The sequence below is a fragment of the Actinosynnema sp. NPDC037264 genome (assembly GCF_055603705.1).
The window spans coordinates 1-21,728 of sequence record NZ_JBVJVK010000020.1 but is presented as its reverse complement, the minus strand read 5'-3'; the positions used below and the strand labels follow the sequence as shown (position 1 = coordinate 21,728).

The window sequence follows — 21,728 nt, the reverse complement described above, 5'->3', positions numbered from 1 at the left end:
CCCGTTCGGCTCAGCCGCCGCTGCCCGCGGCGCCGCCCGACCCGCCTGCTTCCGCCTGCCCGCCCTCCGGCGTGCCGGCCTCACCCCCGCTTTCCGGCGCGCCCACCTCGCCCTCGCCCTGCGGGACGCCGCCTTCACCGGCGCCGCCCGTCGTGCCGCCCGCCGACGCGCCGCTGCTCTCGGCGTCGTCCATCGTGGCGTTGAGCTCCGCGCGGAGCGTGGCGACCTGGTCCTGGACCGACTGGCACACCTTGATGACGTCGGCGACGGCGGTGTGCACGATCTCCTCCGCCTGCGCGCCCTCGCCGGTCGCGTCGTCGAGCCAGCTGCCGTCCAGCACCATCGAGACGGCGGGGTCGGCGTGGGCGGCGATCGCCAGGACCTGGTCGGCCGCGGTGCCGGCGAGCTGGTCCATCCGCGCGGAGATCCGGTCGACCTCCTTGATCAGCTCCTCGAGCCGCTTGCGCTCGTCGACCAGCGCGTCGAGCTCCTTGGCCATCTCCGCGCGGGCGGAGTCGGACGCGGACCCCTCCGAGCCCGCCTCGTGCTCGGCGATCGCGTCCTCCTGCTGCGCGATCGCCTTGTCGAGGTCGCCGGCGGCCGCGCGCAGCTGGTCGACGTAGGCCTGGACGGCCTGCGGGTCGTAGTCGATCTGCCGGATCGCGGCGATCGGGTCCGGTGAGCCGACCGTGCCGGCGGCCTGCGCGAGCCGCGTGCAGCCGTCCATCGCCTTCTGCAGTGCCGGGTGGGTCATCGCAGGCCCTCTCCGGAACGGGTGACGCCCTCGGCGTTGTCCGCGTCCGACCGGTCGTACTCGTCGGCGTCCCGGCGCACCTTGTCGGCGATCTCGGCGAGCCGGTCGCGGCGTCGCGCGATCGCGTCACGCCGGCGCCCGACGATCGCGTCCAGGTCCGCGGCGAGCCCGGCGCCCGGGCCGGAGACGCCGAACGCGCCGCCCGGCACGGTCGCGCCGCCCAACGAGCTCGCCACCGTGCCGGCGTGCTCGCCCGCGCGCCCGAACCCGTCGGCGGACCGGCGCAACCGGTCGCTGTCGACCTTGAAACCTGCCATGACCTCCCCCTTCGCTGTCTTGCCCTACTGCGTGCCCAGGTAGTACGAACGCCGCTCCGCCACCAGCTCGCGCGCCTGGCGCTGCGCCTCGGTCGCGGCCTGGAGGACCGCGTTCGCCAGCACCTTCGGGTCGACCCGGCCGACCAGCGTCGCGTTGAGGGCGACCTCGACGACCTTGGCCGTGTGGTCCACCCCGATCTCGACCAGGCCGCTGTCGTCGCGGCCGAAGACGACCCGTTCGGCGAGGTCGCGCTTGAGCGCGAGCCGCGCCTGGTCGAGTCGTTCGGCGCGGGCCGCCAGCTCGTCCAGTGAAGGCTGATCCGTCATGCGCGCGACCCCCGATCGGCGGCACGGTGTCCCCGTTCGGACGAAGATCAACCGAGCCTGGTTCCGTTATTCACTACGGTAATCTGAAGATCGTGGGCTACTGGGTGCGGGTGAGGGTGGGTGACCCGCCGCCGCCTGCCCTTCCGATCACGGGCAGTGAGCCCCGTTGGGTCCGGGCCACGCGGCGCGCCGCCGTGGCCCCGCCGCCGCGTGCCGCCGCCGGTGAGGCCGGGTCGGAGTCGGAGACGCGGAAGACGTGGCTGGTGGACTCGTTCGAGCTGGTCGTGCCGCGTTATCCGTGGCAGAAGGACCGGGAGACCGGCGCGTAGGTCCGGTCTGGAAAGCCCCTCGGGACAAGGGACAGGGCCGCCCGGACGAATCCGGACGGCCCTGTCGGGGTGTGCACTATCAGGGGTGCACAGTTCGGGGTGGCGCGGTCACTTGCCGAACGCGGCGGCGATCTTGTCGCCGGTCTCCTTGTCGATGTTGCGCCAGTACTCGAACACGCGCTCCAGCACGGGCTCGGACACGCCGTTCGAGGCGTGCGCGATCACGGTCTGCACCAGGCGCTCGCGCTGGCCCTCGTCCATCACCTCGCGGATCAGGGTGCCCGCCTGGCCGAAGTCGTCGTCCTCCGCGTGCAGCTTGTATGCCGAACGGGTGACCGCGTCCTCGACGCCGTAGGACGACGCCACCTCGCCGGCCGCCTCGACGGACGCGTGCGGGCCGCCGTAGGAGTTGGGCGCGTACACCGGGTCGACGGCGTTGTTGAAACGCATCGCGCCGTCCTTGGAGTACGAGTTCACCGGCGACTTCGGCCGGTTCACCGGCAGCTCGTTGTAGTTCGCGCCGATGCGGTAGCGGTGGGCGTCCGGGTAGGAGAAGATCCGGCCGATCAGCATCTTGTCCGGCGACGTGCCGATGCCGGGCACCAGGTTCGTCGGCTCGAACGCGGCCTGCTCGATCTCGGCGAAGTAGTCCGCCGGGTTGCGGTCCAGCACGAGCTTGCCCACCTTGATCAGCGGGTAGTCGGCGTGCGGCCACACCTTGGTCAGGTCGAACGGGTTGAAGCGGTAGGTCGCGGCGTCCTCGTAGGGCATCACCTGCACGTGCAGCGTCCACGACGGGAACTCGCCGCGCTCGATGGCGTGCCACAGGTCGGCGCGGTGCGCGTCGGCGTCCTCGCCGGCGATCTTCGCGGCCTGTTCCGACGTCAGGGTCTCGATGCCCTGGTCGGTCTTGAAGTGGTACTTCACCCAGAAGCGCTCGCCGGCGGCGTTCTCCCACAGGTAGGTGTGCGAGCCGTAGCCGTTCTGGTGGCGCCACGTCTTCGGGATGCCGCGGTCGCCCATCAGCCACGTCACCTGGTGCGCGGTCTGCGGCTGCAGCGTCCAGAAGTCCCACTGCATGTTGTGGTCGCGGCGGCCGGTGTCGGCGCGGCGCTTCTGCGAGCGGATGAAGTCCGGGAACTTGATCGGGTCGCGCAGGAAGAACACCGGCGTGTTGTTGCCGACGATGTCGTAGTTGCCCTGCGTGGTGTAGAACTTCAGCGCGAAACCGCGCGGGTCGCGCCAGGTGTCGGGCGAGCCCAGCTCACCGGCGACGGTCGAGAAGCGCAGCAGCGTCTCGGTCTTCACGCCGGGCTGGAACAGGGCCGCCTTGGTGAAGCGGCTGATGTCCTCGGTCGTCTCGAAGTAGCCGAACGCACCGCCACCCTTGGCGTGCACGACCCGCTCGGGCACCCGCTCCCGGTTGAACTGGGCGTTCTTCTCGATCAGGTAGTGGTCCTGCAGCAGGATCGGGCCGTTGGCGCCGAGGGTCAGCGAGTGGTCGTCGCTCGCGACCGGGATGCCTGCGTTGTTGGTGGTGTGACGCGCGTCGGTCACGCTGGTAGCTCCTTCTGAGGGGTTCGGCAGTCGGGGCACAGACCCCAGAAGAGGACCTCCGCCTCGTCCACGGCGAAGCCGACCGTGTCCGAGGGTTCCAGGCAGGGCGCGGCGCCGTGGACGCAGTCGACGTCCTCGGTCCGGCCGCAGTCCCGGCAGACGAGGTGGTGGTGGTTGTCGCCGGTCCGCGTCTCGTACCGCGCCGGGTGCCCGGCGGGTTCGATCCGGCGCAGCAACCCGGTCCGCGCGCACGCGTGCAGCACGTCGTAGACGGCCTGCGTCGACACGGACCCCAACCTGGCCCGCACGCCCTCGGCGACCGCGTCGGCCGTGGCGTGGGGGTGCTCGGCGAGCCATTCGAGCACCGCGATCCGGGGCGCGGTGATGCGCAGCCCGGCGTCCTTGAGCAGCTCGCGTGGTCCTGGGGTCATGGCTCCACCACTCCATCACGCTTTCTGGAACGAGTCAAGAAAACGAACGGTTAAACCTGTTGCCCGGGCGAGTGAAGATGAGCACGTGAACGTCTCTCACTACCTGGCCGTCCTCCGGACCCCGCGCGTGCCCGGCTTCATGCTGTTGATGCTGCTGGCGCGCGTGCCACCGACGGCGGCGGGCATGACGATCACCATGCACGTCCTCCTCGGCCTGGAACGGGGTTACGGCGCCGCGGGCCTGGTCGGGGCGGTCAGCACGGTCGGCATCGCGCTGGGCTCGCCGCTGATGGGCCACCTGGTCGACCGGCGTGGTCTGCGCGCGATGCTGGTCCTGTCGATGGTCACCGAAGGCGCGTTCTGGTTCGTCGCGCCGCTGCTGTCCTACGAGGTGCTGCTCGTCACGTGCTTCATCACCGGCATCACCGTGATGCCCGTCATGTCGCTCGGCCGCCAGATCCTGACCGCGCTCGTGCCGGAGGACCGCAGGCGCACCGCGCTGGCGATGGACTCGATGGCCGTCGAGCTGTCGTTCATGGCCGGGCCGGCGCTCGGGGTGGCGCTCACCACGCAGGCGTCGAGCCGGACGGCGATGTGGGCGATCGGCGCGTCCATGGTCCTGATCGGCGCGATCCTGTACGCGGTGAACCCGCCGGTGCGGCACGAGGGCGAGACCGGGGCGCGGGTGCCGCGGCGGGAGTGGCTGGACGGCCGGCTGCTCGGCGTGCTGATCAGCGCGGGCGGTGCGACGTTCGTGCTGTCGGGCGTCGAGGTGTCGGTGGTGGCGTCGATGCGCGGGCTCGGGCTGACCGGGTGGACCGGCGCGATGATCGTGGTGATGTGCGTGGCGTCGTTGGCGGGCGGTTTCCTCTACGGCGGGCTGACGCGCGTGCCGCCGTTGTGGGTGCTGATGGGCGGCATGGGGGTGCTGGCCGTGCCGATCGGCCTGTTCGGCTGGTCGCCGTGGTGGCTGGCGCTGGCGCTGGTGCCGACGAACTTCCTGTGCGCGCCGACGATCACCGCGACGGGTGAGCTGATCACGAAGTACGCCCCGGTGTCCGCGCGCGGTGTGGCGATGGGCCTGCAGAGCTCGGCGTTCACGCTGGGCGTGGCGTTGGGCGCGCCGGTCACCGGTTTCGTGATCGACCACTCGTCCCCGGCGTGGGGCTTCGCCGTGGCGGGTGCGGGCGCGGTCGTCGTCGCGGCGGGCACGGTGGCGCTCGGCCGCCACACTGCTCTGGCCGGGGTTCGTTGACCGACTCACGTTTCGTCACCCAACCGATTCACGTGGGGACACTGGACCACTCGAACAGACCAATTCACACCGCCAGTCGAGGCACGATTCCTCGAAATGCGCGATCGCCAGTCCGCCATCGTCGATGATGGGTGTTGCTCTCGAACGAAGCCGCTCCGTGTTCGGGATCCCGGACCAGTGGATGTGGGGGTGCACTCGTGGCGGGCGCAGGACGCGGTCCACAGCGAACACAGAAGACCGCACAGCAGATCGCTCGTGAAGCAGAACGCGCGCGGGCCGCAGCGGAACGGCAACGAGCCGCTGCGGAAAGGGAACGCAAGAGACTGCACACCGAACGACGTGCTGGCGAAGCCGATGAGAAGACCATCAGACTGCAGAACGAGGTCGACGCTCTGAATGCGGTTCTGGTCGCCGGACTAGGGCGACCAGCGGCATTGGATTGGACCGCCCTCCGGACGAAGACCCAAGTCTCCCCACTCGATCTCGGTGGTCTGGCGGTGCCGGTCAAAGAGCCACGGTGGGAGGACTACGCTCCAAGCGATCCGGGGCGCTTGGCACGGGTGTTCGGTGGACAGAGTCGCCATGAGCGCAGGCTCGAGGAAGCGAAGACGCGTTTCCATGAGGACACCGAGGCTCGGCGAGCTGAAGAAGTCGCCCGTCAGCGCGCGGTAGTGGCCGCGCGAGCCGCACACGCCGACCGGGTTTCCCAGGCCGAGGCCGAGGCGGAGGAGCACAATCGACAACTCGCGCTCTTCCGTCGTGGTGTGGAAACACGGCAGCAGAGCTTCGTCGAACAGTACCTGTCGAAGGTGCTCGCAGCCGTTCCACTTCCGCGGGCGTTCCCCCACCGTTTCGAGATGACGTACAACCCGCGGGCCGAGCAGGCGGTAGTGCGGTTCGAGCTGCCACCACGTGACGTCATCCCCACGACCGCCTCCTACCGGTATCTGCCGACGAAGGACGAGGAACGCGCGGTCCCGAGAAAACCGAAGGAAGTCGGCGACCTCTACCGGAACGTGGTGAGCCAGGTGGCGCTGTTGTGCCTGCGCGACCTCTTCAACGCTGATCGTTCCCTGGCTTCGATCGGTTTCAACGGGCACGTGCACGCGGTCAACCCGGCGACCGGGGACCTCGAATATCCGTGCCTGGTCAGTCTTGAGGTCGCCCGCGAGGACTTCCCCAGCGACGACAACCTGCGACGCATCAATCCCGACGCCTGCGTCCGCCACCTACGGGCGATCGTGTCCAACCACCCGTACGAACTCGAACCAGTCGAACCGATCCTCGATTTCGACTTGAGCAAGTACTCCTTTGTCGATGGATTCGACGCGGTTTCCACCCTGGACGCCCGACCCGATCTCATGGACATGTCGTACACGAACTTCGAGCATTTAGTACGCCAGATCTTCGAGGCACAGGGAGCAGAAGGCTGGACCACGGAGCAGAGCAAGGATGATGGTGTCGACGCCGTCATCGCCCGCCGCACCCCGCTGTTCGGCGGACTGAGCATCGTGCAGGCCAAGCGGTACAGCCGGGTGGTCGGGGTGAATCACATCCGCGAGTTGGCCGGTGCGATGGAGGAGAAGAAGGCAGGGTGGGGAATCCTGGTCACCACCTCGTGGTTCGCGTCGGGGTGCAGGCAGAAGGCCAGGGAGCACGGCCGCATCGAACTCATCGATGGCCAAGAGCTGGTACATCTGATCAAACAACACCTCGGCAAGGATGTGCTGATCGGGATTCCCAATCGGCCGAAGTCGGCTCGATCCAAGTAGTCAGATGCCTTCGAGGTCGCGTAGGGCCTGGTAGAGGCGGTCGATGGTGGGGCGCGACCGGGCGTAGTGGCGGACCGCGTCGGGGTCGGGCGGGATCGTCCTCACCGGCTTGATCAGGTCGGCGGCGACGGTCAGGGACGGGATCTCGCCCAGTGCCCGCCAGGCGACCAGGGCCGCGCCGACGCCGGAGCCCTCGCTGTCGTCGGCCAGTTCCAGCTCCAGGCCCAGCGCGGACGCCAGGACGGTGGCCCACAGCTCACTGCGGAACGCGCCACCGGTCACCCGGACCGCGTGCACGTCCGCCACCGAGCGCACCGCGTCCAGCACCAGCGCCAACTGCTGCGCCACGCCCTCGACCAGCGCACGGGTGATCTCGGCCCGCCCGTGCTCGCGCCGCAGCCCGATCAACGCCGACGTGGCGTCCGCGTCCCACCACGGCGCGCGCTCCCCCAACAGGTACGGCAGCGCGATCACGCCGGCCGCGCCCACCGGCGCCCCGGACGCCTCCACCAGCAGGTCGCGCACGTCGACGCCGAACGCCTCGGCGGCCCACTGCGCCACCACGCCGCCGTTGCTCACCGCCCCGCCGAGCACCCACAGCCCTTCGGCGACGGCGTAGCAGAACACCCGCCCCTGCTCGTCCACGACGGGCTCGTCGCGCACCACCCGCAGCGCGCCGCTCGTGCCCAGCGACACCGCCGCCACCCCCGGCACGACCGCGCCGACGCCGAGGTTCGCCATCGGCCCGTCACCGCCGCCCAGCACGACCGGCAGGCCGGCGGGCAGGCCCGGCACGTCCAGCGCCAACGGCAGCGAGTCCACCGGGGCGTGCAGGCCGGGCAGCTGCCCGGGGTCCACGCCCGCGAAGGCCAGCGCGTCCGGGTGCCAGTTCAGCGACCGGAGGTCCATCAACCCGGTCGCGGACGCCGACGAGTGCTCGGTCGCCAGCACCCCGGTCAGCTGAAGCGCGACGAAGTCCTTGAGCCCGCACCACCGCGCGGCGGAGAAGCCCTGGTCGCGGAACCACGCGAGCTTCACCAGCGGCGACATGGTGTGGATCGGGGTGCCGGTCGCGCGGTGCAGCGCGATCCCCTCCGCCGTGCCGCGCAGCCGCGCCGTCTGCTCCAGCGCGCGGTTGTCCGCCCACGACAACGACGGCGTGACGGGCGTGCCCGAGGAGTCCAACCCGACCAGGGTGTGCATCGCGCCGGTCAACGACAACGCCCGCACGGCGAGCCCTTGCGCGGCGACCTCGCGCAACGCCTCGAGCGCCGCGCCCCACACCTCGGCCGGGTCGTGGGTCGCCTCACCGGAGGGCGTGGTGCGCATCGGGTAGCCGTGCTCCGCCGATGCGACCACGCCCGCGTCCCGGTCCACCGCGATCACCTTGGTCGACGTCGTCCCGAGGTCGATCGCGAGCACTACGTCCGCCATGGGGGTGAACCTACAGGCGGGTCGCCAGCTCCTCGGCGATCTCGTAGGTGTTCAGCGCCGCGCCCTTGCGCAGGTTGTCCCCGCACACGAAGAAGTCCAGCGTGTTCGGGAAGTCCAACGCCTGCCGCACGCGGCCCACGTAGGTCGGGTCGCCGCCGACCACGTCCGCCGGCGTCGGGAACTCCTTGGCCGCCGGGTCGTCCACCAGCACGATCGACGGCTGCGCGTCGAAGATCTTGTGCGCCTGCTCGACGGTCACCTCGCGGGCGAACGTCGCGTGCACCGCCAGCGAGTGCGTGGTCACCACGGGCACGCGCACGCAGGTCGCGGACACCTTCAGGTCCGGGATGCCCAGGATCTTGCGGGACTCGTTGCGGACCTTCAGCTCCTCGCTGGTCCACCCCTCGTCCTTCAGGGAACCCGCCCACGGCACCACGTTCAACGCCAGCGGCGCGGGGAACGGCGAGTCCGACACCGGCAGGCCGGCGGCCTCCAACGTCTCGCGCACGTCGCCCGCGCGCACGCCGACCTCCTTGCCCGCCAACGCCGAGATCTCCGCGTACAGCCGGTCGATCGCCGCCTGCCCGCCGCCCGACGCGGCCTGGTAGGACGCCACGACCAGCTCGCGCAGCTCGAACTCCCGGTGCAGGGCGCCCAGCGCGGCCATCATCGACAACGTCGTGCAGTTCGGGTTCGCGATGATCCCCTTGGGGCGCTCGCCGATCTTGTCGGCGTTCACCTCGGGCACCACCAGCGGCACCTCGGGGTCCATCCGGAACGCGCCCGAGTTGTCCACCGCGACCGCGCCCCTGGCCGCGGCGACCGGCGCCCACTCGGCCGACACCTCGTCCGGCACGTCGAACATCGCGACGTCCACGCCGTCGAACGCCTCCGGCGACAGCGCGACGACGGTCAGCTCCTCGCCGCGCACGGTGATCTTCTTGCCCGCCGAGCGCGCGGACGCGATCAGCCGGACCTCACCCCACGGCACGGACTCCCGGCCGTTCATGATGTCGATCATGACGGTGCCGACGGCACCGGTGGCCCCCACAAGAGCCAGGACAGGTCCGCTCATCGCCCACTCCCCGCGTACACCACAGCTTCTTCGTCGCCGCCGAGGTCGAACGCGTCGTGCAGGGCCCGCACGGCGTCGTCGAGCTGCGTGTCGCGGCAGATGACCGAGATCCGGATCTCCGAGGTGGAGATGATCTCGATGTTGACGCCCGCCGACGCGAGCGCCTCGCAGAACTGGGCGGTCACGCCGGGGTGCGAGCGCATGCCCGCGCCGACCAGCGACACCTTGCCCACGTGCTCGTCGTAGAGCACCTGGTCGAAGCCGATCTCCGCGCGCGACTTCTCCAACGCGGCGACCGCGCGCGGCCCGTCGTCCTTCGGCAGCGTGAACGTCACGTCGGTGCGGCCGGACACGGCCTGCGAGACGTTCTGCACGACCATGTCGATGTCGAGCTCCGCCTCGGCCACGACGCGGAAGATCCGCGCCGCCATGCCGGGCAGGTCGGGCACCGCGGTCACGGTCACCTTGGCCTCGGACCGGTCGTGCGCGACGCCGGTGATCATCGCCTGTTCCACGGGAAGGTCCTCCACTGACCCGGACACGATGGTCCCGGGCTTGTTGCTGAACGAAGATCGGACGTGCACCGGGACGCCGTAGCGGCGGGCGTACTCGACGCAGCGCAGCATGAGCACCTTGGCCCCGCTCGCCGCCATCTCGAGCATCTCCTCGTAGGAGATGGTCTCCAGCCGCTTGGCGTTCGGCACGATGCGCGGGTCGGCGGTGAACACGCCGTCGACATCGGTGTAGATCTCGCAGACGTCGGCCTTCAGCGCCGCCGCCAGCGCCACCGCGGTGGTGTCGGTGCCGCCGCGACCGAGCGTGGTGATCTCCTTGCTGTCCTGGCTCACGCCCTGGAAGCCCGCGACGATCGCGATGGCGCCTTCCGCGAGCGCGTCCTGGATGCGGCTCGGCGTCACGTCGATGATGCGCGCCTTGCCGTGCACGGACGTGGTGATCACGCCGGCCTGCGAGCCGGTGTAGGAACGCGCCTCGGCGCCCAGCGAGCTGATCGCCATCGCCAGCAGCGACATGGAGATGCGCTCACCGGACGTGAGCAGCATGTCCATCTCGCGGGCGGGCGGCACCGGGGACACCTGGCGCGCGAGGTCGAGCAGCTCGTCGGTCGTGTCGCCCATCGCGGAGACGGCGACGACGACCTCGTTGCCCGCTTTGCGGGTCGCGACGATGCGCTCGGCCACCCGTTTGATCCGCTCGGCGCTCCCGACCGAGGAACCGCCGTACTTCTGGACGACGAGCGCCACAGACCCACTCCTCCCAGGTGCTTCAAGCCCAGCTCATCGGGGAGACTACCTGGCCCAAGGAGTGGACAGCGGTCGCCGTGACGGCCACTACTCTCGACCCCGTGTCGACCCTGGAGGCCGTTCGCGTGGAGCCGGAGGACGCGCCGAGCGCGCGTGAGCGGTTGGCGCGCGTGGCCAGACACCGGGTCACCGCGGCGCTCGCGCCCGCCCTGCTCTACCTGGCCGTCCGCGAGCTCGGCCTGCTCGCGCTGCAGCTCATGGCGGCGCGGTGGGACAAGGACGTCACGCGGGCGCTCACGTCGTGGGACGGGCAGTGGTTCCTGGGCATCGCCGAGGGCGGCTACGCGAACGTGCCGACGTGGCTGGTGGACGCGTTCGGGCGGCGGACGGCGGAGACGCCGCTGGCGTTCTTCCCCGGCTACCCGACGCTGGTGCGCTGGGTGGACGGGCTGCCCGGCGTGCCGACGGTCGGCGCCGCGTTCGCGGTGAGCCTGGTCAGCGGCGTGCTGTGCGCCTACGGGCTGGCCCGGCTCGGTTCCCGGGTGTCCGGCGGGTCGCAGCGCGCCGGGCTGGTGCTGGTGGTGCTGTTCGCGGCATCGCCGATGGCCGTGGTGCTGTCGATGACGTACTCCGAGGCGACGTTCTGCGCGCTCGCCGTGTGGTCGCTGGTCGGCGTGGTGGAACGGCGCTGGCTGCTGGCCGGCGCGTGCTGCGCGGCGGCGGGGCTGGTGCGGCCGACGGCGGCGGCGCTGGTCCTGGCGGTGTGCGCGGCGGCGCTGGTGGCGGCGTGGCGGCGGCGGGACGACTGGCGGCCGTGGGTGGGCGCGCTGATCGCCCCGCTCGGGCTGGTCGGGTACCTCGGGTACGTCGCGGCGCGCACCGGGCGGTGGGACGGCTGGTTCGCCGTGCAGCAGATCGGGTGGGACTCGCGGTTCGACGGCGGCGCGGCCACCTGGAAGTTCGCGCTGCTCATCCTGGGCGAGCCCCGGTCGGTGCTGGAGCTGGCCACGGTGTGGCTGCTGGTGGTGGCGCTGGCCCTGGTGGTGCTCAGCCTGCGGCGCGGGCTGGAGTGGCCGCTGATCGTCTACGGCGCCGGCGTGCTCGCGATGGACCTCGGGTCGAACGGGCTGATGAACTCGAAGGCGCGGCTGCTGCTGCCCGCGTTCACGCTCCTGCTGCCGATCGCGCTGGCGCTGGCGCGGCGGCGCACCGGCACTGTGGTGGCGGTGCTGGTGGGCGTGTCGGTGTTCAGCGCGTGGTTCGGCGCCTACGCCATCACGGCTTGGCCGTACGCGATCTGATCGACAGTATGGGTCGGTGGACGGCAACGACCTGATCATGCGGCGCTGGAGCCCGCGCGCGTTCGACGGGGCGGCCGAGGTGTCGCCGGACACCGTGCGCGCGCTGGTCGAGGCGGCCCGGTGGGCGGCCTCGCACGGCAACACCCAGCCCGCCCGGTTCCTCGTCGGCTACCGCGGCGACGACACGTTCGGGCGAATCTTCGCGGCGCTGCGGCCGGGCAACCAGGCGTGGGCGGGGCGGGCGTCGGTGCTGCTCGTGGGCGCGGTGGCCGAGTCGGACGAGCGCGGGCCGATGCCGAACACCGAGTTCGGGCTGGGGCTCGCGGTGCAGAACCTGGTGCTGCGGGCCGTCGAGCTGGGCCTGGTCACGCACCAGATGGGCGGGTTCTCGCCGGACGCGGTGCGCGAGGCGTTCGGGCTGCCCGAGCACGTGCGGCCGGTCGTCGTGATCGCGGTCGGACTGCTCGGCGACGACGAGGACCTGCCCGAGGACCTGCGGGCCAGGGAACGGCGGCCACGGGTGCGCAAACCGCTGAGCGAGACCGTTTTCGCAGGCAGGTGGGGTCAACCGGCATTCTCAGACGAGCCTGCGAACGAGCCTGCGAACGAGCCTGGGCACGAGTGAGCGCACGACCGGCCAGAAGATCGCCGCCATGCGCAGCGCAAAGCCACCGCGCCCGCCGCGCATGCCTCGATCGAGTTCACCCGTCCAAACCGCTGTAGTGCGGCTACTCCGACGTGCCGGAAGGCTAGTTTGCGGTCGTGTCGGTCGAAGCCGTGATCGCCCTCGTGACATTGGCCGTCGGTGTGCCCCAGGGGGTCGTCGCGATCCGCCAACTCAAGTCCGACGCGGCGCAGCGGGCTGGGAAGCCGTCCCGGCGAGGGGTGGCGCTGGCCCTGTCGTCGGCGGCGTTCCTCACGGTGGGAGTGCTCTTCGGGCTCGTGCTGGCAGACGGTCCGGACGCGCCGGAGGGGAGCGCCGCGGCACTGGGCACGACGACCGCCTCGACGTCGCCTTCACCCTCTTCCACGACGACGTCCGCACCCGGCTCCTCGACCGCCGCCCTCACGACGACGACCTCCGCCGAGCCGGCACCGGAAGCGACCGACCTGCCGATGAGCGTCCCGCCGCCGGGCTGCGGCGCGTCGGCCGGCGTAGACGTGCACCTGGACTCGCCTGAGAGGTCGGTGCCGGGCGAGAAGGAGAGCAAGGAAGCCGACCTGGAGTACGACGATTGTGACGGCAACGTCTACCCGGGCTCCAACGGCTCGGCCGGGCTGTTCGCGGACGGGCCGAAGCCGACCCGCGAGCAGTGCCGCGGCGCGGCGTTGCGCAACCCGATCGGCGACTACCGGTCGATCCACGGCATGCCGGTCGGCACGGTGCTGTGCGTGGTGACCGACGAGGGCAACGTGGTGGCCGCGGTGATCACCGCTCTGGGCGCTCCGTGGGGTGACGGCCCTCTCGACGGCCCGCGGCAACCGACGATCGGCCTCGCCGTGACGCGCTGGTCGTCGTGAACGCGTGACTTCGGAAGAACCCCCGGCCCCACCGCAGGGGGGAGGACGGCGGGGACCGGGGAGAGTGGGCGCTAGCGCGCGACGACGCGGGCCAGCAGACCTGCGACGACCAGCCAGAACACCGCGGCGAGACCGTAGTTCAGGATCACGTCGAGGTTGGCGTTGCCCGTCTGGAACAGCCCTGGGAAGAACAGCGCCAGCGGCTCGGCGAGCTGCTGGATGAAGCGGAAGAACGCGTTGGCGGTGTTCACCCCGATCAGGAGCATCAGGATGTACAGCACCTCGATGCCGGCGAACACGGCACCGACACCGCGGATCACTCGGGCAGCGGTGTAGTTGCCGCTGCGCGTTGAGGTTCGCCATCTGGACATGTCAAGAAGGTGCCCGCCCCACGATCGAGTGAAACTCGACCGAGTGAAGTTCCACCATCTGGGCGCTCGGTTCCACCTCGGCGCGGAATCCGGTTAACCTGTCCGTCATGGCACGCGCCCTCCTGCTTCGCCGCCGTGACGGGGTCTGATCAGACCGGCCCCCCGTCGCGGGACGCAGCGTTGCCCGCCGGTCGTCTTCCCACCGGCAGCAGCAGGAGCACCCCGAACATGAGCGCCACTCCCGACGCGTACACCTCCGGCACCAGCCGCATCCGACCGCCGGCCCGCCCCGTGGCCGACCAGCCGGTCTGGAACCCGCAGCGCGGCACGTCCATGCCCGTGCACCGCTACCGGCCGTTCCACGAGCAGGTGGAGACGGTCGACGTACCCGACCGCACCTGGCCGACCAAGCGGATCACCAAGGCGCCGCTGTGGTGCGCGGTCGACCTGCGCGACGGCAACCAGGCCCTGATCGACCCCATGTCGCCCGCCCGCAAGCGCAAGATGTTCGACCTGCTCGTGCGGATGGGCTACAAGGAGATCGAGGTCGGCTTCCCGGCCGCCTCGCAGACCGACTTCGACTTCGTCCGCGAGATCATCGAGGACGGCGCGATCCCGCCCGACGTCACCATCCAGGTGCTGACCCAGTGCCGCCCCGAGCTGATCAGCCGCACGTTCGAGTCGCTGCGCGGTGCGGGCAAGGCGATCGTGCACTTCTACAACTCGACGTCCATCCTGCAGCGCCGGGTCGTGTTCAAGTCCGACCGCGAGGGCATCAAGAAGATCGCCACGGACGCCGCCGCGTTCGCCCTGGAGCAGGAGAAGGACTACCCGGAGACCGAGTTCCGCTACGAGTACTCGCCCGAGTCCTACACCGGCACCGAGCTGTCGTACGCGCTGGAGGTCTGCGACGCCGTCTCGGCGATCATCCAGCCGACCCCCGACAAGCCGCTGATCATCAACCTGCCGGCGACGGTGGAGATGGCCACGCCGAACGTCTACGCCGACTCGATCGAGTGGATGTCGCGCAACCTGGCCCGCCGTGAGTCGATCATCCTGTCGCTGCACCCGCACAACGACCGCGGCACCGGCGTGGCCGCCGCCGAGCTGGGCTACCTGGCGGGCGCCGACCGGATCGAGGGCTGCCTGTTCGGCAACGGCGAGCGCACCGGCAACGTGTGCCTGGTGACGCTGGGCATGAACATGTTCAGCCAGGGCGTCGACCCGCAGATCGACTTCTCCGACATCGACGAGATCCGGCGCACGGTCGAGTACTGCAACCAGCTGCCCGTGCCCGAACGGCACCCGTACGGCGGCGACCTGGTGTTCACCGCGTTCTCCGGCTCGCACCAGGACGCGATCAAGAAGGGCTTCGAGGCCCTGGAGGACGCCGCCAAGGCCGCCGGGCAGCACGTGGACGAGTTCCCGTGGGAGGTCCCGTACCTGCCGATCGACCCGAAGGACGTCGGCCGCAACTACGAGGCCGTGATCCGGGTGAACTCGCAGTCCGGCAAGGGCGGCGTGGCGTACCTGATGAAGACCGAGCACCACCTGGACCTGCCGCGGCGGCTGCAGGTGGAGTTCTCCAAGGTCATCCAGGAGGTCACCGACACCCAGGGCGGCGAGATCGGCCCCAAGGACATGTGGGACGCGTTCTCCGAGGAGTACCTGGACGCCGCCGCGCCGCTGAAGCTGCTGCGCCAGAAGGTGTCCGGCGACGGCAGCGGCCACGAGACGATCAAGGCCGTGGTCGTGGTGGACGGCGAGGCGCAGGAGATCACCGGCGGCGGCAACGGCCCGATCGCCGCGTTCGTGGACGCCCTGGCCACCGTGGGCTACGACGTGCGGGTGCTGGACTACTTCGAGCACGCCATGTCGTCGGGTGACGACGCGCGTGCGGCGGCGTACCTGGAGTGCGCCGTGTCCGACCGCGTGCTGTGGGGCGTCGGCATCGACAGCTCCACGGTCGCCGCGTCGCTGCGCGCCCTGGTCTCCGCGATCAACCGCGCCCACCGCTGAGGCCGGTGCCCGCCTCGCCGGTGCCCGGGCACCGGCGAGGCGGACGGCTCAGCGCAGGACGGCGAAGAACTCGCGCACGTCGGTGACCAGCAGGTCCGGCCGTTCCATGGCCAGGAAGTGGCCGCCCTCGTCGAGCTCGGTCCAGCGCACGACGTGGTGCTCGCGTTCGGCCCACCGGCGGATCGACACGTCGTGGGCCGAGACCAGCACCCCCGTCGGCACGGTCCCGGGCGCCTGCTCGCCCCACCCCTTCGCGGAGACCTCCTCGTAGTAGACCTGCGCCGCCGACGCGGCCGTGCCCGTCAGCCAGTACAGCGAGACGTCGGTGAGGATGCGGTCCCGGTCGACGCCGTCCTCGGGCAGGCCGTCCGCCGGGTGGGTGAGCTCCTTGAACTTCTCCACGATCCACGCGAGCTGGCCCACCGGCGAGTCGTGCAGCCCGTAGGCCACCGTCTGCGGCCTCTTCGAGTTGCACTGCAGGTAGCCGTCGTTGAAGTTCTCCATCGCCTCCCACCGCCGCTGCTCGACCTCGGTGAGGCCCTCGACCTCGCCGTCCGGGAACGTCAGCAGGGCGTTCAGGTGGACGCCCACCACCCGGTCGGGCGCCTGCCTGCCCATCTCCGGGCCGACCCACGCGCCGGTGTCGTAGCCCTGCACGCCGTACCGCTCGTACCCGAGCGCGGCCATCAGCTCGACCAGCACGCCGGCCATCCGCGCCGCGCCCATGCCCGGCCCGGCGAGCGGGGTGGAGAAGCCGAAGCCCGGCAGGGACGGGACGACCAGGTGGAACGCGCGGGCCGGGTCGCCGCCGTGCGCGCGGGGGTCGGACAGGGGGCCGATGACGTCGAGGAAGTCGGTGAACCCGCCCGGCCAGCCGTGCAGCAGCACGAGCGGCAGGGCGTCCGGTTCGGGTGAGCGGACGTGCAGGAAGTGCACGACCTGCCCGGCGACGGTGGCGAGGTGCTGCGGGTGGGCGTTGATCGCGGCCTCGTGCGCGCGCCAGTCGTAGGTCGTGCGCCAGTGCTCGGCGAGGTCCTTCAGGTAGCCCACCGGGACGCCCCGGCTCCAGCCGACGCCGGGCAGCTCGTCGGGCCAGCGGGTGTTGGCCAGGCGGGCGTCCAGGTCGTCGAGTTGCGCTTGGGGCACGTCGATGCGGAACGGGTGGATCTCGGTCATGGCCGCGACGGTAGGAGGCCCTTGGGACGGTTCGGTTCCTAACGATCGGGCAGGCTCGACGCCATGGTGGACACGTCCGCGCGGCTGCTCCGGCTGCTGTCGCTGTTGCAGGCCCGGTGCGACCGGTCCGGCGCCGAGCTGGCCGAACGGCTCGGCGTCACCACCCGCACCGTGCGCCGCGACGTCGAACGCCTGCGCGACCTCGGCTACCCCGTGCACGCGACGCGGGGCACCGCCGGCTACCGGCTCGGGGCGGGCGCCTCGCTGCCGCCGTTGCTGCTGGAGGACGACGAGGCGGTGGCCGTGGCGGTGGGCCTGCGCACGGCGGCGGGCGGTTCGGTGGCCGGGATCGAGGAGACGTCGGCGCGGGCGCTGGCCAAGCTGGAGCAGGTGCTGCCCGCGCGCCTGCGGCACCGGGTCGGCACGCTGCACTCGGCGACCGTCCGCGTCGGGGCGGGCGGGCCGCGGGTGGACCCGGACGTGCTCATGGCCATCGCGGACGCCTGCCGCCGGCACGAGTCGCTGCGGTTCGACTACACCAGCCCGCGCGGCGGCGCGACGACCCGGTCCGTGCAGCCGCACAGCCTGGTCAGCTCCACCCGGCACTGGTACCTGGTCGCCTGGGACACCGACCGCGACGACTGGCGCAGCTTCCGCGTGGACCGGCTGGCGCTGCGCACGCCGAACGGCCCGCGCTTCGCGCCGCGGGAGCCGCCCGACGGTGACGTGGGGGCGTACCTGGAGCACCGGCTCTCGGCGCGGGCGTGGCCGGTGCGGGCGACCGTGACGCTGCACGAACCGGCGGTCGCCGTGGCCGACCGGCTCTGGCCGGGCATGGGCGTGCTGGAACCCGTGGACTCGGGCAGCTGCCTGCTGCACGTCGGCGCGGAGACCGCGGGCGACCTGGTGTGGATGATCACGTCGGTGGACGTCGACTTCACCCTGACCGACGGACCGCCCGAGCTGGTCGACGCGCTGAGCGCGCACGCCGCCCGTTGCCTCCGGGCGGTCAGGGGGTCTTAGCGAGGAACGCCGCCCAGCGGTCGGTCGGGAAGGTCAACACCGGCCCGTCGGCGTTCTTCGAGTCCCGCACCCCGGTCACGGCGTCGGTGACAGCCACCTCGACGCAACTGCCGTTCTCCATCGAGTAGCTGGACTTGACCCAGCGGGCCGAGGTGGTCACGGCGGCCTCCTGTTGCTACAGCGCCCGGATCAGCGACGTGATCAGGGCCGCGGACTCGGGTGGGTCCAAGGCGATATCGCGAAGAGTCTTCGCAGTCATGCTATAGGCCCTGACCTTCGCCGAGTCGTTGAGATAGACCGCGTCCTCCTGCAGCTCCACGTACACCGTTTCGTCGAACTCCTCGAACCCGAACAAGGTGAACTCACCGGTGAGGCCGGGGTGCATGCCGACCCGCGCCTCGATCACCTGGATGTCCACAGTGGGCAGTCTGGTCGCCTCCAGCAGGTGTTCCGCTTGCCGGCGCAGGACGTCCTTGCCACCGATGGGGCGGAGAAGCGCCGACTCCTCGATCACGAAGTGCAGCTTCAGCGGGTTCGCGTCGGCGGTGAGCCGCCGTTGGCGCTCCATGCGGAACGCCACCATCCGGTCCATGTCCACCGGTCGCACCCGGCGCGCCGAACTCGCCACGGCCGTGGCGTAGTCCTCGGTTTGCAGCAGGGCGTGCACGAAGAGGGGTGAGTACACGAAAGCCGACTCGGCCATTCCTTCCAGACCGGCGAAGAGGCGGAGCCAGTTGGGGATGACACCGGACCAAGGGGCCCACCAACTGCCGGTGTCGTCCGCCTCGGCCAACGCGATGATCCGCTCGACGCGGCCGGGGTCCGCGCCGTAGAAGGCGAGCAGCTTCGCGACCTCCTCGGGCGGCTGCCCGTAGCGGCCCGACTCCATGTTGCTGATCTTGCTCTCGGAGACGCCGAGGTGCGCGGCGCTGTGCTCCAACGTCTTCCGCGCCGCCTTGCGGTGGTTGCGGAGGGTCGCGCCGAGGAGCCACTTGAGTGCGACGGTGTCGCGTCGGGACATGACGGCCATCCTGCCGTGTCGCGGTGCACCCGATCAGGCGACTATCCCGCTCAAAGTATTTTGCCTTAGCTTTGACTGCCTTGATGATCCCCGCTCTCGGGAGGGCTCGTGTGGCAGGAACTGCATCTCCAGGTCAGGAACCGGCTGGCGGTGGTCGAAGGGGTCGCGACCGGCGGCGACGAGCGGGTGGTGGCGGACTTGGCGCGGTCCGAGGTCCCGCACCTCGTGGCGGCGATCCGCGTGCTGCTCGACGGGCACCGGCCGGACGTCGACGGCCACTGCCGCGCGTGCTGGGGCCGGAGGTGGTGGCAGCGGCCGACCGTGCCGTGTCGGCAGTACGTGCTGGCGCGCACGGCGTTGCTGGACCTGGCCGCGGACGCGCGGGAGGTGGCGTGATGGCGGTGCCGACGTTGCGGGGGCGGCTGCTGGGGCGGGAGGTCCGAGCGCTGCGCGAGGCGGCCGGGCTCGGGGTCGAGGAGGTGGCGGCCCGGTCACGGGGGTCGGTGCGGCAGATCGAGCGGGTCGAGGCCGGGTACGCGCCGGTCCGGTTCCCCGACCTGGTGGCGTGCGCGCCGGCGCTCGGGGGCGAGTACCAGCGGCTGCTGGCGGTCTCGCAACAGGCGCACCTGCCCGAACTGCGGTGCGCGTGGGGCGACGAGGCGACCCGCGCGCTCGACCTGCTGCACGCGACGGCCACCGGGGTGCACACGGTCGGGGGCGGGGCGCGGCCGTTCACGTTGTTCCTCATGCCGGAGGGGGCGGACGTCGTGTTCCACGCGCACCTGGCCTCCGCGTTCTTCACCGAAGACCTCGGCGAGATCAGTGCCGCGCATCACATCATCGAGGCCCTGCCAGCGGATATGTGACGGTGAGCTAACGGGTTGCTGAAGACCTCCTCAGGTCGGAGATGATCCGGAACTCCCCCGCGTTCGGAGATCATGACCGCGTTCGTGGTGCTGTTCGTCGTCGCCGTCGTGCCGCTCGCGCCGACCGAGGCCGTGCTGATCGGCTACGGCGTGCTGGCCGCCTCCGGCGAGCTGTCGCTGACGGCCGTGATCGCCGTGGCGGCCCTCGGCTGCACCCTCTCCGACTTCGTCAACTTCGGCGTCGGGCGCGGGGTCGGGTTGCGGGCGCTCGAGCGGGTCGGGAGGCGGCCCGGTCCGCGGGCGGTGATCGCGTGGACGGCGGAGAGGCTGGCCACGCGCGGCGAGTCGATCCTGGTCGCGGTGCGGTTCGTGCCCGGCGGCGGGCTGGCCGGTGCGGTCCTGGCCGGGTCGCTGCGGTGGCGCCTGCGGCGGTTCGCGCCGATCGCAGCGGTCGGCGCCACGCTGTGGAGCGCCTACACAGCGACGCTCGGCTACTTCGGAGGGCAGGTCTTCACCGACCCGGTGGTGGCCACGCTGGTCTCGTTCGCGGTGGCGACGCTGGTCGGGGTGCCGATCGGGATGGCGGTGAGGGCCGCTCAGCGCCGGGCCGTGGCCGCCTGAGCCAAGCGGTTGCGCACCGCGACCCGGGCCCGCTCGTACGCGTGCGGGTCGTCGTGCAGGACCGACTGGGCGTTGGCCATCTCCAGGAACGCGACCAGCTCGAACGCCAACTGGTCCGGGTCGGCGACCTCCGGGATCGCGGCGACGGTCTCGCGGACGTAGGAGTTCCACTCGCGCCCGTACCCGGCGATCGCGTCGCGCACCCGTCCCGGCCGGGCGTCGAACTCGGCCTGCACGGCGTAGAAGAAGCACCCGCCGGGGAACGTGCGGTTCTCCGAGTACGCCAGCCACCGGTCCAGCAGCGCCGCCAGCCGGGCCGGGCCCGGGGGCTCGGTCACCGGCTCCACGACCTCGCGCGCGAAGATCGCCGCCGCCGCGCGCACGGTCGAGAGCTGCAGCTCCTCCTTCGACCCGAAGTGCGCGAACACGCCGCTCTTGCTGACCTCCAGCTCGGTGGCCAACCGCCCGATCGACAGGCCCTCCAGCCCTTCCACCGACGCGATCTCCGCCGCCCGCCGCAGGATCTGCCGCCGCGTCTGCTCGCCGCGCTCCACCCGTCCGTCGACCTTCACGTCCTCCACGCTAGCCCCCTTGACCACTCGCAAACTAATTGTACGATCGTTCGTACAACTTGAGGGGTGGATGGACACATGGATCTCCTGGACCTGAACCGGTCGTCGCTCGACCTCAACCTGAAGCTCATGGCCGAGCTGGACGAGTCGCACCTGGACCTGCCCACGCCGTGCGCCGGCTGGACCGTCTACGAACTGCTGCGCCACCAGGTCGAGTCCACGCTGGCGTTCACCGCGTCCGTCCGCGGCACGGCCGTCGACGCCCCGGCGAGCGACGACCTGACCGTCGCCTACCGGGTCGCGACCGACGCGGTCACCGAGGCGTTCCGCGCGGACGGCGTGCTGGAGCGCGAGGCCGAGTTCCCCAACTACGGCCTGCGCCGCGGCCGCGAGCTGGTGGCCGGGCACTTCATCGACAACCTGGTGCACGCCTGGGACCTGTCCCGCGCGATCGGCGTGGACAGCACGCTGGACACCGAACTCGCCACGGCCGCCTACCGGATGTCGCGGTACTTCCCGACCACGCCGGACGTCCGAGGGCCGGGAGCCGCGTTCGCGATGCCGGTCGCGGTGCCGGAGGACGCGCCGATCACCGACCGCCTCGTCGGCCTGCTCGGCCGTTCGCCGAACTGGCCGGCGTGACGTGACCACCGGGTCGGGGGGGGGACCCCCAGGGGGGGGGGGCCCCCCCCCCCCCCCCCCCCCCCCCCCCGCGGGGGGTTCT

25 protein-coding genes are annotated in these 21,728 nt (G+C 71.2%); 12 read left to right on the top strand and 13 right to left on the bottom strand.

All coding sequences use genetic code 11. The annotated features are described in order from the left end of the window. Positions 1 to 10: 10 nt before the first annotated feature. The 3 genes from ACZ7GX_RS22385 to ACZ7GX_RS22375 are packed head-to-tail and all read right to left on the bottom strand — an operon-like array spanning position 11 to position 1,398. Entirely contained in the window at positions 11 to 754 is a 744-nt protein-coding gene (locus ACZ7GX_RS22385) for a hypothetical protein (protein WP_498779184.1), read from the bottom strand. Beyond that, complete coding sequence (locus tag ACZ7GX_RS22380) at positions 751 to 1,071, bottom strand: DUF2563 family protein (protein ID WP_498779182.1); 321 nt, start codon at positions 1,069 to 1,071, stop codon at positions 751 to 753. The genes ACZ7GX_RS22385 and ACZ7GX_RS22380 overlap by 4 nt, the downstream gene beginning before the upstream one ends. Positions 1,072 to 1,095: 24 nt before the next feature. Further along, positions 1,096 to 1,398 carry a YbaB/EbfC family nucleoid-associated protein gene (locus tag ACZ7GX_RS22375; RefSeq protein WP_498779181.1) on the bottom strand — a complete coding sequence of 101 codons (303 nt, stop codon included), beginning with the start codon at positions 1,396 to 1,398 and terminating at the stop codon, positions 1,096 to 1,098. Positions 1,399 to 1,490: 92 nt separating this feature from the next. Between ACZ7GX_RS22375 and ACZ7GX_RS22370 the strand changes: the two genes are divergently transcribed. Beyond that, complete coding sequence (locus tag ACZ7GX_RS22370) at positions 1,491 to 1,727, top strand: hypothetical protein (RefSeq protein WP_498779179.1); 237 nt, start codon at positions 1,491 to 1,493, stop codon at positions 1,725 to 1,727. Between the two features lie 108 nt (positions 1,728 to 1,835). Here ACZ7GX_RS22370 and ACZ7GX_RS22365 read toward each other — a convergent pair whose 3' ends face one another. Together ACZ7GX_RS22365 and ACZ7GX_RS22360 are read right to left on the bottom strand one after the other, a co-directional pair. Continuing rightward, entirely contained in the window at positions 1,836 to 3,284 is a 1,449-nt protein-coding gene (locus ACZ7GX_RS22365) for a catalase (protein WP_498779175.1), read from the bottom strand. Beyond that, complete coding sequence (locus tag ACZ7GX_RS22360; RefSeq protein WP_498779173.1) at positions 3,281 to 3,715, bottom strand: Fur family transcriptional regulator; 435 nt, start codon at positions 3,713 to 3,715, stop codon at positions 3,281 to 3,283. Before ACZ7GX_RS22360 ends, ACZ7GX_RS22365 begins: the two co-directional genes overlap by 4 nt. A gap of 85 nt (positions 3,716 to 3,800) precedes the next feature. On the opposite strand from ACZ7GX_RS22360, the gene ACZ7GX_RS22355 reads away from it, so the two are divergent. After that, entirely contained in the window at positions 3,801 to 4,970 is a 1,170-nt protein-coding gene (locus tag ACZ7GX_RS22355) for an MFS transporter (RefSeq protein ID WP_498779171.1), read from the top strand. 197 nt (positions 4,971 to 5,167) lie between these two features. Continuing rightward, the gene (locus ACZ7GX_RS22350) at positions 5,168 to 6,742 is read left to right on the top strand and encodes a restriction endonuclease (RefSeq protein WP_498779169.1); all 1,575 of its coding nucleotides are present in this window, start codon (positions 5,168 to 5,170) and stop codon (positions 6,740 to 6,742) included. Here ACZ7GX_RS22350 and ACZ7GX_RS22345 read toward each other — a convergent pair whose 3' ends face one another. Genes ACZ7GX_RS22345 through ACZ7GX_RS22335 form a run of 3 tightly spaced genes read right to left on the bottom strand, consistent with a single transcriptional unit; the run spans position 6,743 to position 10,513 of the window. Continuing rightward, entirely contained in the window at positions 6,743 to 8,176 is a 1,434-nt protein-coding gene (locus ACZ7GX_RS22345; protein ID WP_498779168.1) for a gluconokinase, read from the bottom strand. Positions 8,177 to 8,186: 10 nt separating this feature from the next. Further along, a complete protein-coding gene (locus ACZ7GX_RS22340; RefSeq protein WP_498779167.1) occupies positions 8,187 to 9,251 on the bottom strand; it encodes an aspartate-semialdehyde dehydrogenase in 1,065 nt (354 codons plus the stop codon). After that, positions 9,248 to 10,513, bottom strand: coding sequence for an aspartate kinase (locus ACZ7GX_RS22335; protein ID WP_498779166.1), 1,266 nt, complete (start codon positions 10,511 to 10,513; stop codon positions 9,248 to 9,250). Before ACZ7GX_RS22335 ends, ACZ7GX_RS22340 begins: the two co-directional genes overlap by 4 nt. Positions 10,514 to 10,614: 101 nt before the next feature. Between ACZ7GX_RS22335 and ACZ7GX_RS22330 the strand changes: the two genes are divergently transcribed. From ACZ7GX_RS22330 to ACZ7GX_RS22320, 3 genes are all read left to right on the top strand, one after another. Next, on the top strand, positions 10,615 to 11,814 hold the full coding sequence (locus tag ACZ7GX_RS22330) for a hypothetical protein (protein WP_498779165.1): 1,200 nt from the start codon (positions 10,615 to 10,617) through the stop codon (positions 11,812 to 11,814). Between the two features lie 37 nt (positions 11,815 to 11,851). Further along, positions 11,852 to 12,439, top strand: a complete 588-nt coding sequence (locus ACZ7GX_RS22325) for a nitroreductase family protein (RefSeq protein WP_498779362.1) — start codon at positions 11,852 to 11,854, stop codon at positions 12,437 to 12,439. A gap of 137 nt (positions 12,440 to 12,576) precedes the next feature. Further along, on the top strand, positions 12,577 to 13,335 hold the full coding sequence (locus ACZ7GX_RS22320; RefSeq protein WP_498779163.1) for a hypothetical protein: 759 nt from the start codon (positions 12,577 to 12,579) through the stop codon (positions 13,333 to 13,335). Positions 13,336 to 13,406: 71 nt separating this feature from the next. On the opposite strand, the gene ACZ7GX_RS22315 is transcribed toward ACZ7GX_RS22320, so the two are convergent. Next, positions 13,407 to 13,706, bottom strand: a complete 300-nt coding sequence (locus ACZ7GX_RS22315) for a hypothetical protein (protein ID WP_230570061.1) — start codon at positions 13,704 to 13,706, stop codon at positions 13,407 to 13,409. Between the two features lie 228 nt (positions 13,707 to 13,934). Between ACZ7GX_RS22315 and leuA the strand changes: the two genes are divergently transcribed. Beyond that, on the top strand, positions 13,935 to 15,725 hold the full coding sequence (gene leuA / locus ACZ7GX_RS22310) for a 2-isopropylmalate synthase (RefSeq protein WP_498779162.1): 1,791 nt from the start codon (positions 13,935 to 13,937) through the stop codon (positions 15,723 to 15,725). 48 nt (positions 15,726 to 15,773) lie between these two features. Here leuA and ACZ7GX_RS22305 read toward each other — a convergent pair whose 3' ends face one another. Continuing rightward, complete coding sequence (locus tag ACZ7GX_RS22305; RefSeq protein WP_498779160.1) at positions 15,774 to 16,901, bottom strand: epoxide hydrolase family protein; 1,128 nt, start codon at positions 16,899 to 16,901, stop codon at positions 15,774 to 15,776. Positions 16,902 to 16,964: 63 nt separating this feature from the next. On the opposite strand from ACZ7GX_RS22305, the gene ACZ7GX_RS22300 reads away from it, so the two are divergent. Beyond that, positions 16,965 to 17,924, top strand: a complete 960-nt coding sequence (locus ACZ7GX_RS22300; RefSeq protein ID WP_498779158.1) for a helix-turn-helix transcriptional regulator — start codon at positions 16,965 to 16,967, stop codon at positions 17,922 to 17,924. On the opposite strand, the gene ACZ7GX_RS22295 is transcribed toward ACZ7GX_RS22300, so the two are convergent. Next, positions 17,911 to 18,084, bottom strand: coding sequence for a DUF397 domain-containing protein (locus ACZ7GX_RS22295; RefSeq protein WP_498779157.1), 174 nt, complete (start codon positions 18,082 to 18,084; stop codon positions 17,911 to 17,913). The two genes, ACZ7GX_RS22300 and ACZ7GX_RS22295, sit on opposite strands and share 14 nt — an antisense overlap. 15 nt (positions 18,085 to 18,099) lie before the next feature. Next, positions 18,100 to 18,945, bottom strand: coding sequence for a helix-turn-helix domain-containing protein (locus tag ACZ7GX_RS22290; RefSeq protein WP_498779156.1), 846 nt, complete (start codon positions 18,943 to 18,945; stop codon positions 18,100 to 18,102). Between the two features lie 108 nt (positions 18,946 to 19,053). Between ACZ7GX_RS22290 and ACZ7GX_RS22285 the strand changes: the two genes are divergently transcribed. The 3 genes from ACZ7GX_RS22285 to ACZ7GX_RS22275 all read left to right on the top strand — a co-directional run bounded on the left by ACZ7GX_RS22285 (position 19,054) and on the right by ACZ7GX_RS22275 (position 20,432). Beyond that, positions 19,054 to 19,341, top strand: coding sequence for a hypothetical protein (locus ACZ7GX_RS22285; protein ID WP_498779154.1), 288 nt, complete (start codon positions 19,054 to 19,056; stop codon positions 19,339 to 19,341). Next, positions 19,341 to 19,811, top strand: a complete 471-nt coding sequence (locus tag ACZ7GX_RS22280; protein ID WP_498779152.1) for a helix-turn-helix domain-containing protein — start codon at positions 19,341 to 19,343, stop codon at positions 19,809 to 19,811. The genes ACZ7GX_RS22285 and ACZ7GX_RS22280 overlap by 1 nt, the downstream gene beginning before the upstream one ends. A 72-nt stretch (positions 19,812 to 19,883) precedes the next feature. Beyond that, positions 19,884 to 20,432, top strand: coding sequence for a DedA family protein (locus ACZ7GX_RS22275; RefSeq protein ID WP_498779150.1), 549 nt, complete (start codon positions 19,884 to 19,886; stop codon positions 20,430 to 20,432). On the opposite strand, the gene ACZ7GX_RS22270 is transcribed toward ACZ7GX_RS22275, so the two are convergent. Further along, complete coding sequence (locus ACZ7GX_RS22270; protein WP_498779146.1) at positions 20,408 to 21,004, bottom strand: TetR/AcrR family transcriptional regulator; 597 nt, start codon at positions 21,002 to 21,004, stop codon at positions 20,408 to 20,410. The genes ACZ7GX_RS22275 and ACZ7GX_RS22270 overlap by 25 nt on opposite strands. Before the next feature lie 78 nt (positions 21,005 to 21,082). Between ACZ7GX_RS22270 and ACZ7GX_RS22265 the strand changes: the two genes are divergently transcribed. After that, a complete protein-coding gene (locus tag ACZ7GX_RS22265) occupies positions 21,083 to 21,646 on the top strand; it encodes a TIGR03086 family metal-binding protein (RefSeq protein ID WP_498779145.1) in 564 nt (187 codons plus the stop codon). Positions 21,647 to 21,728: the final 82 nt, after the last annotated feature.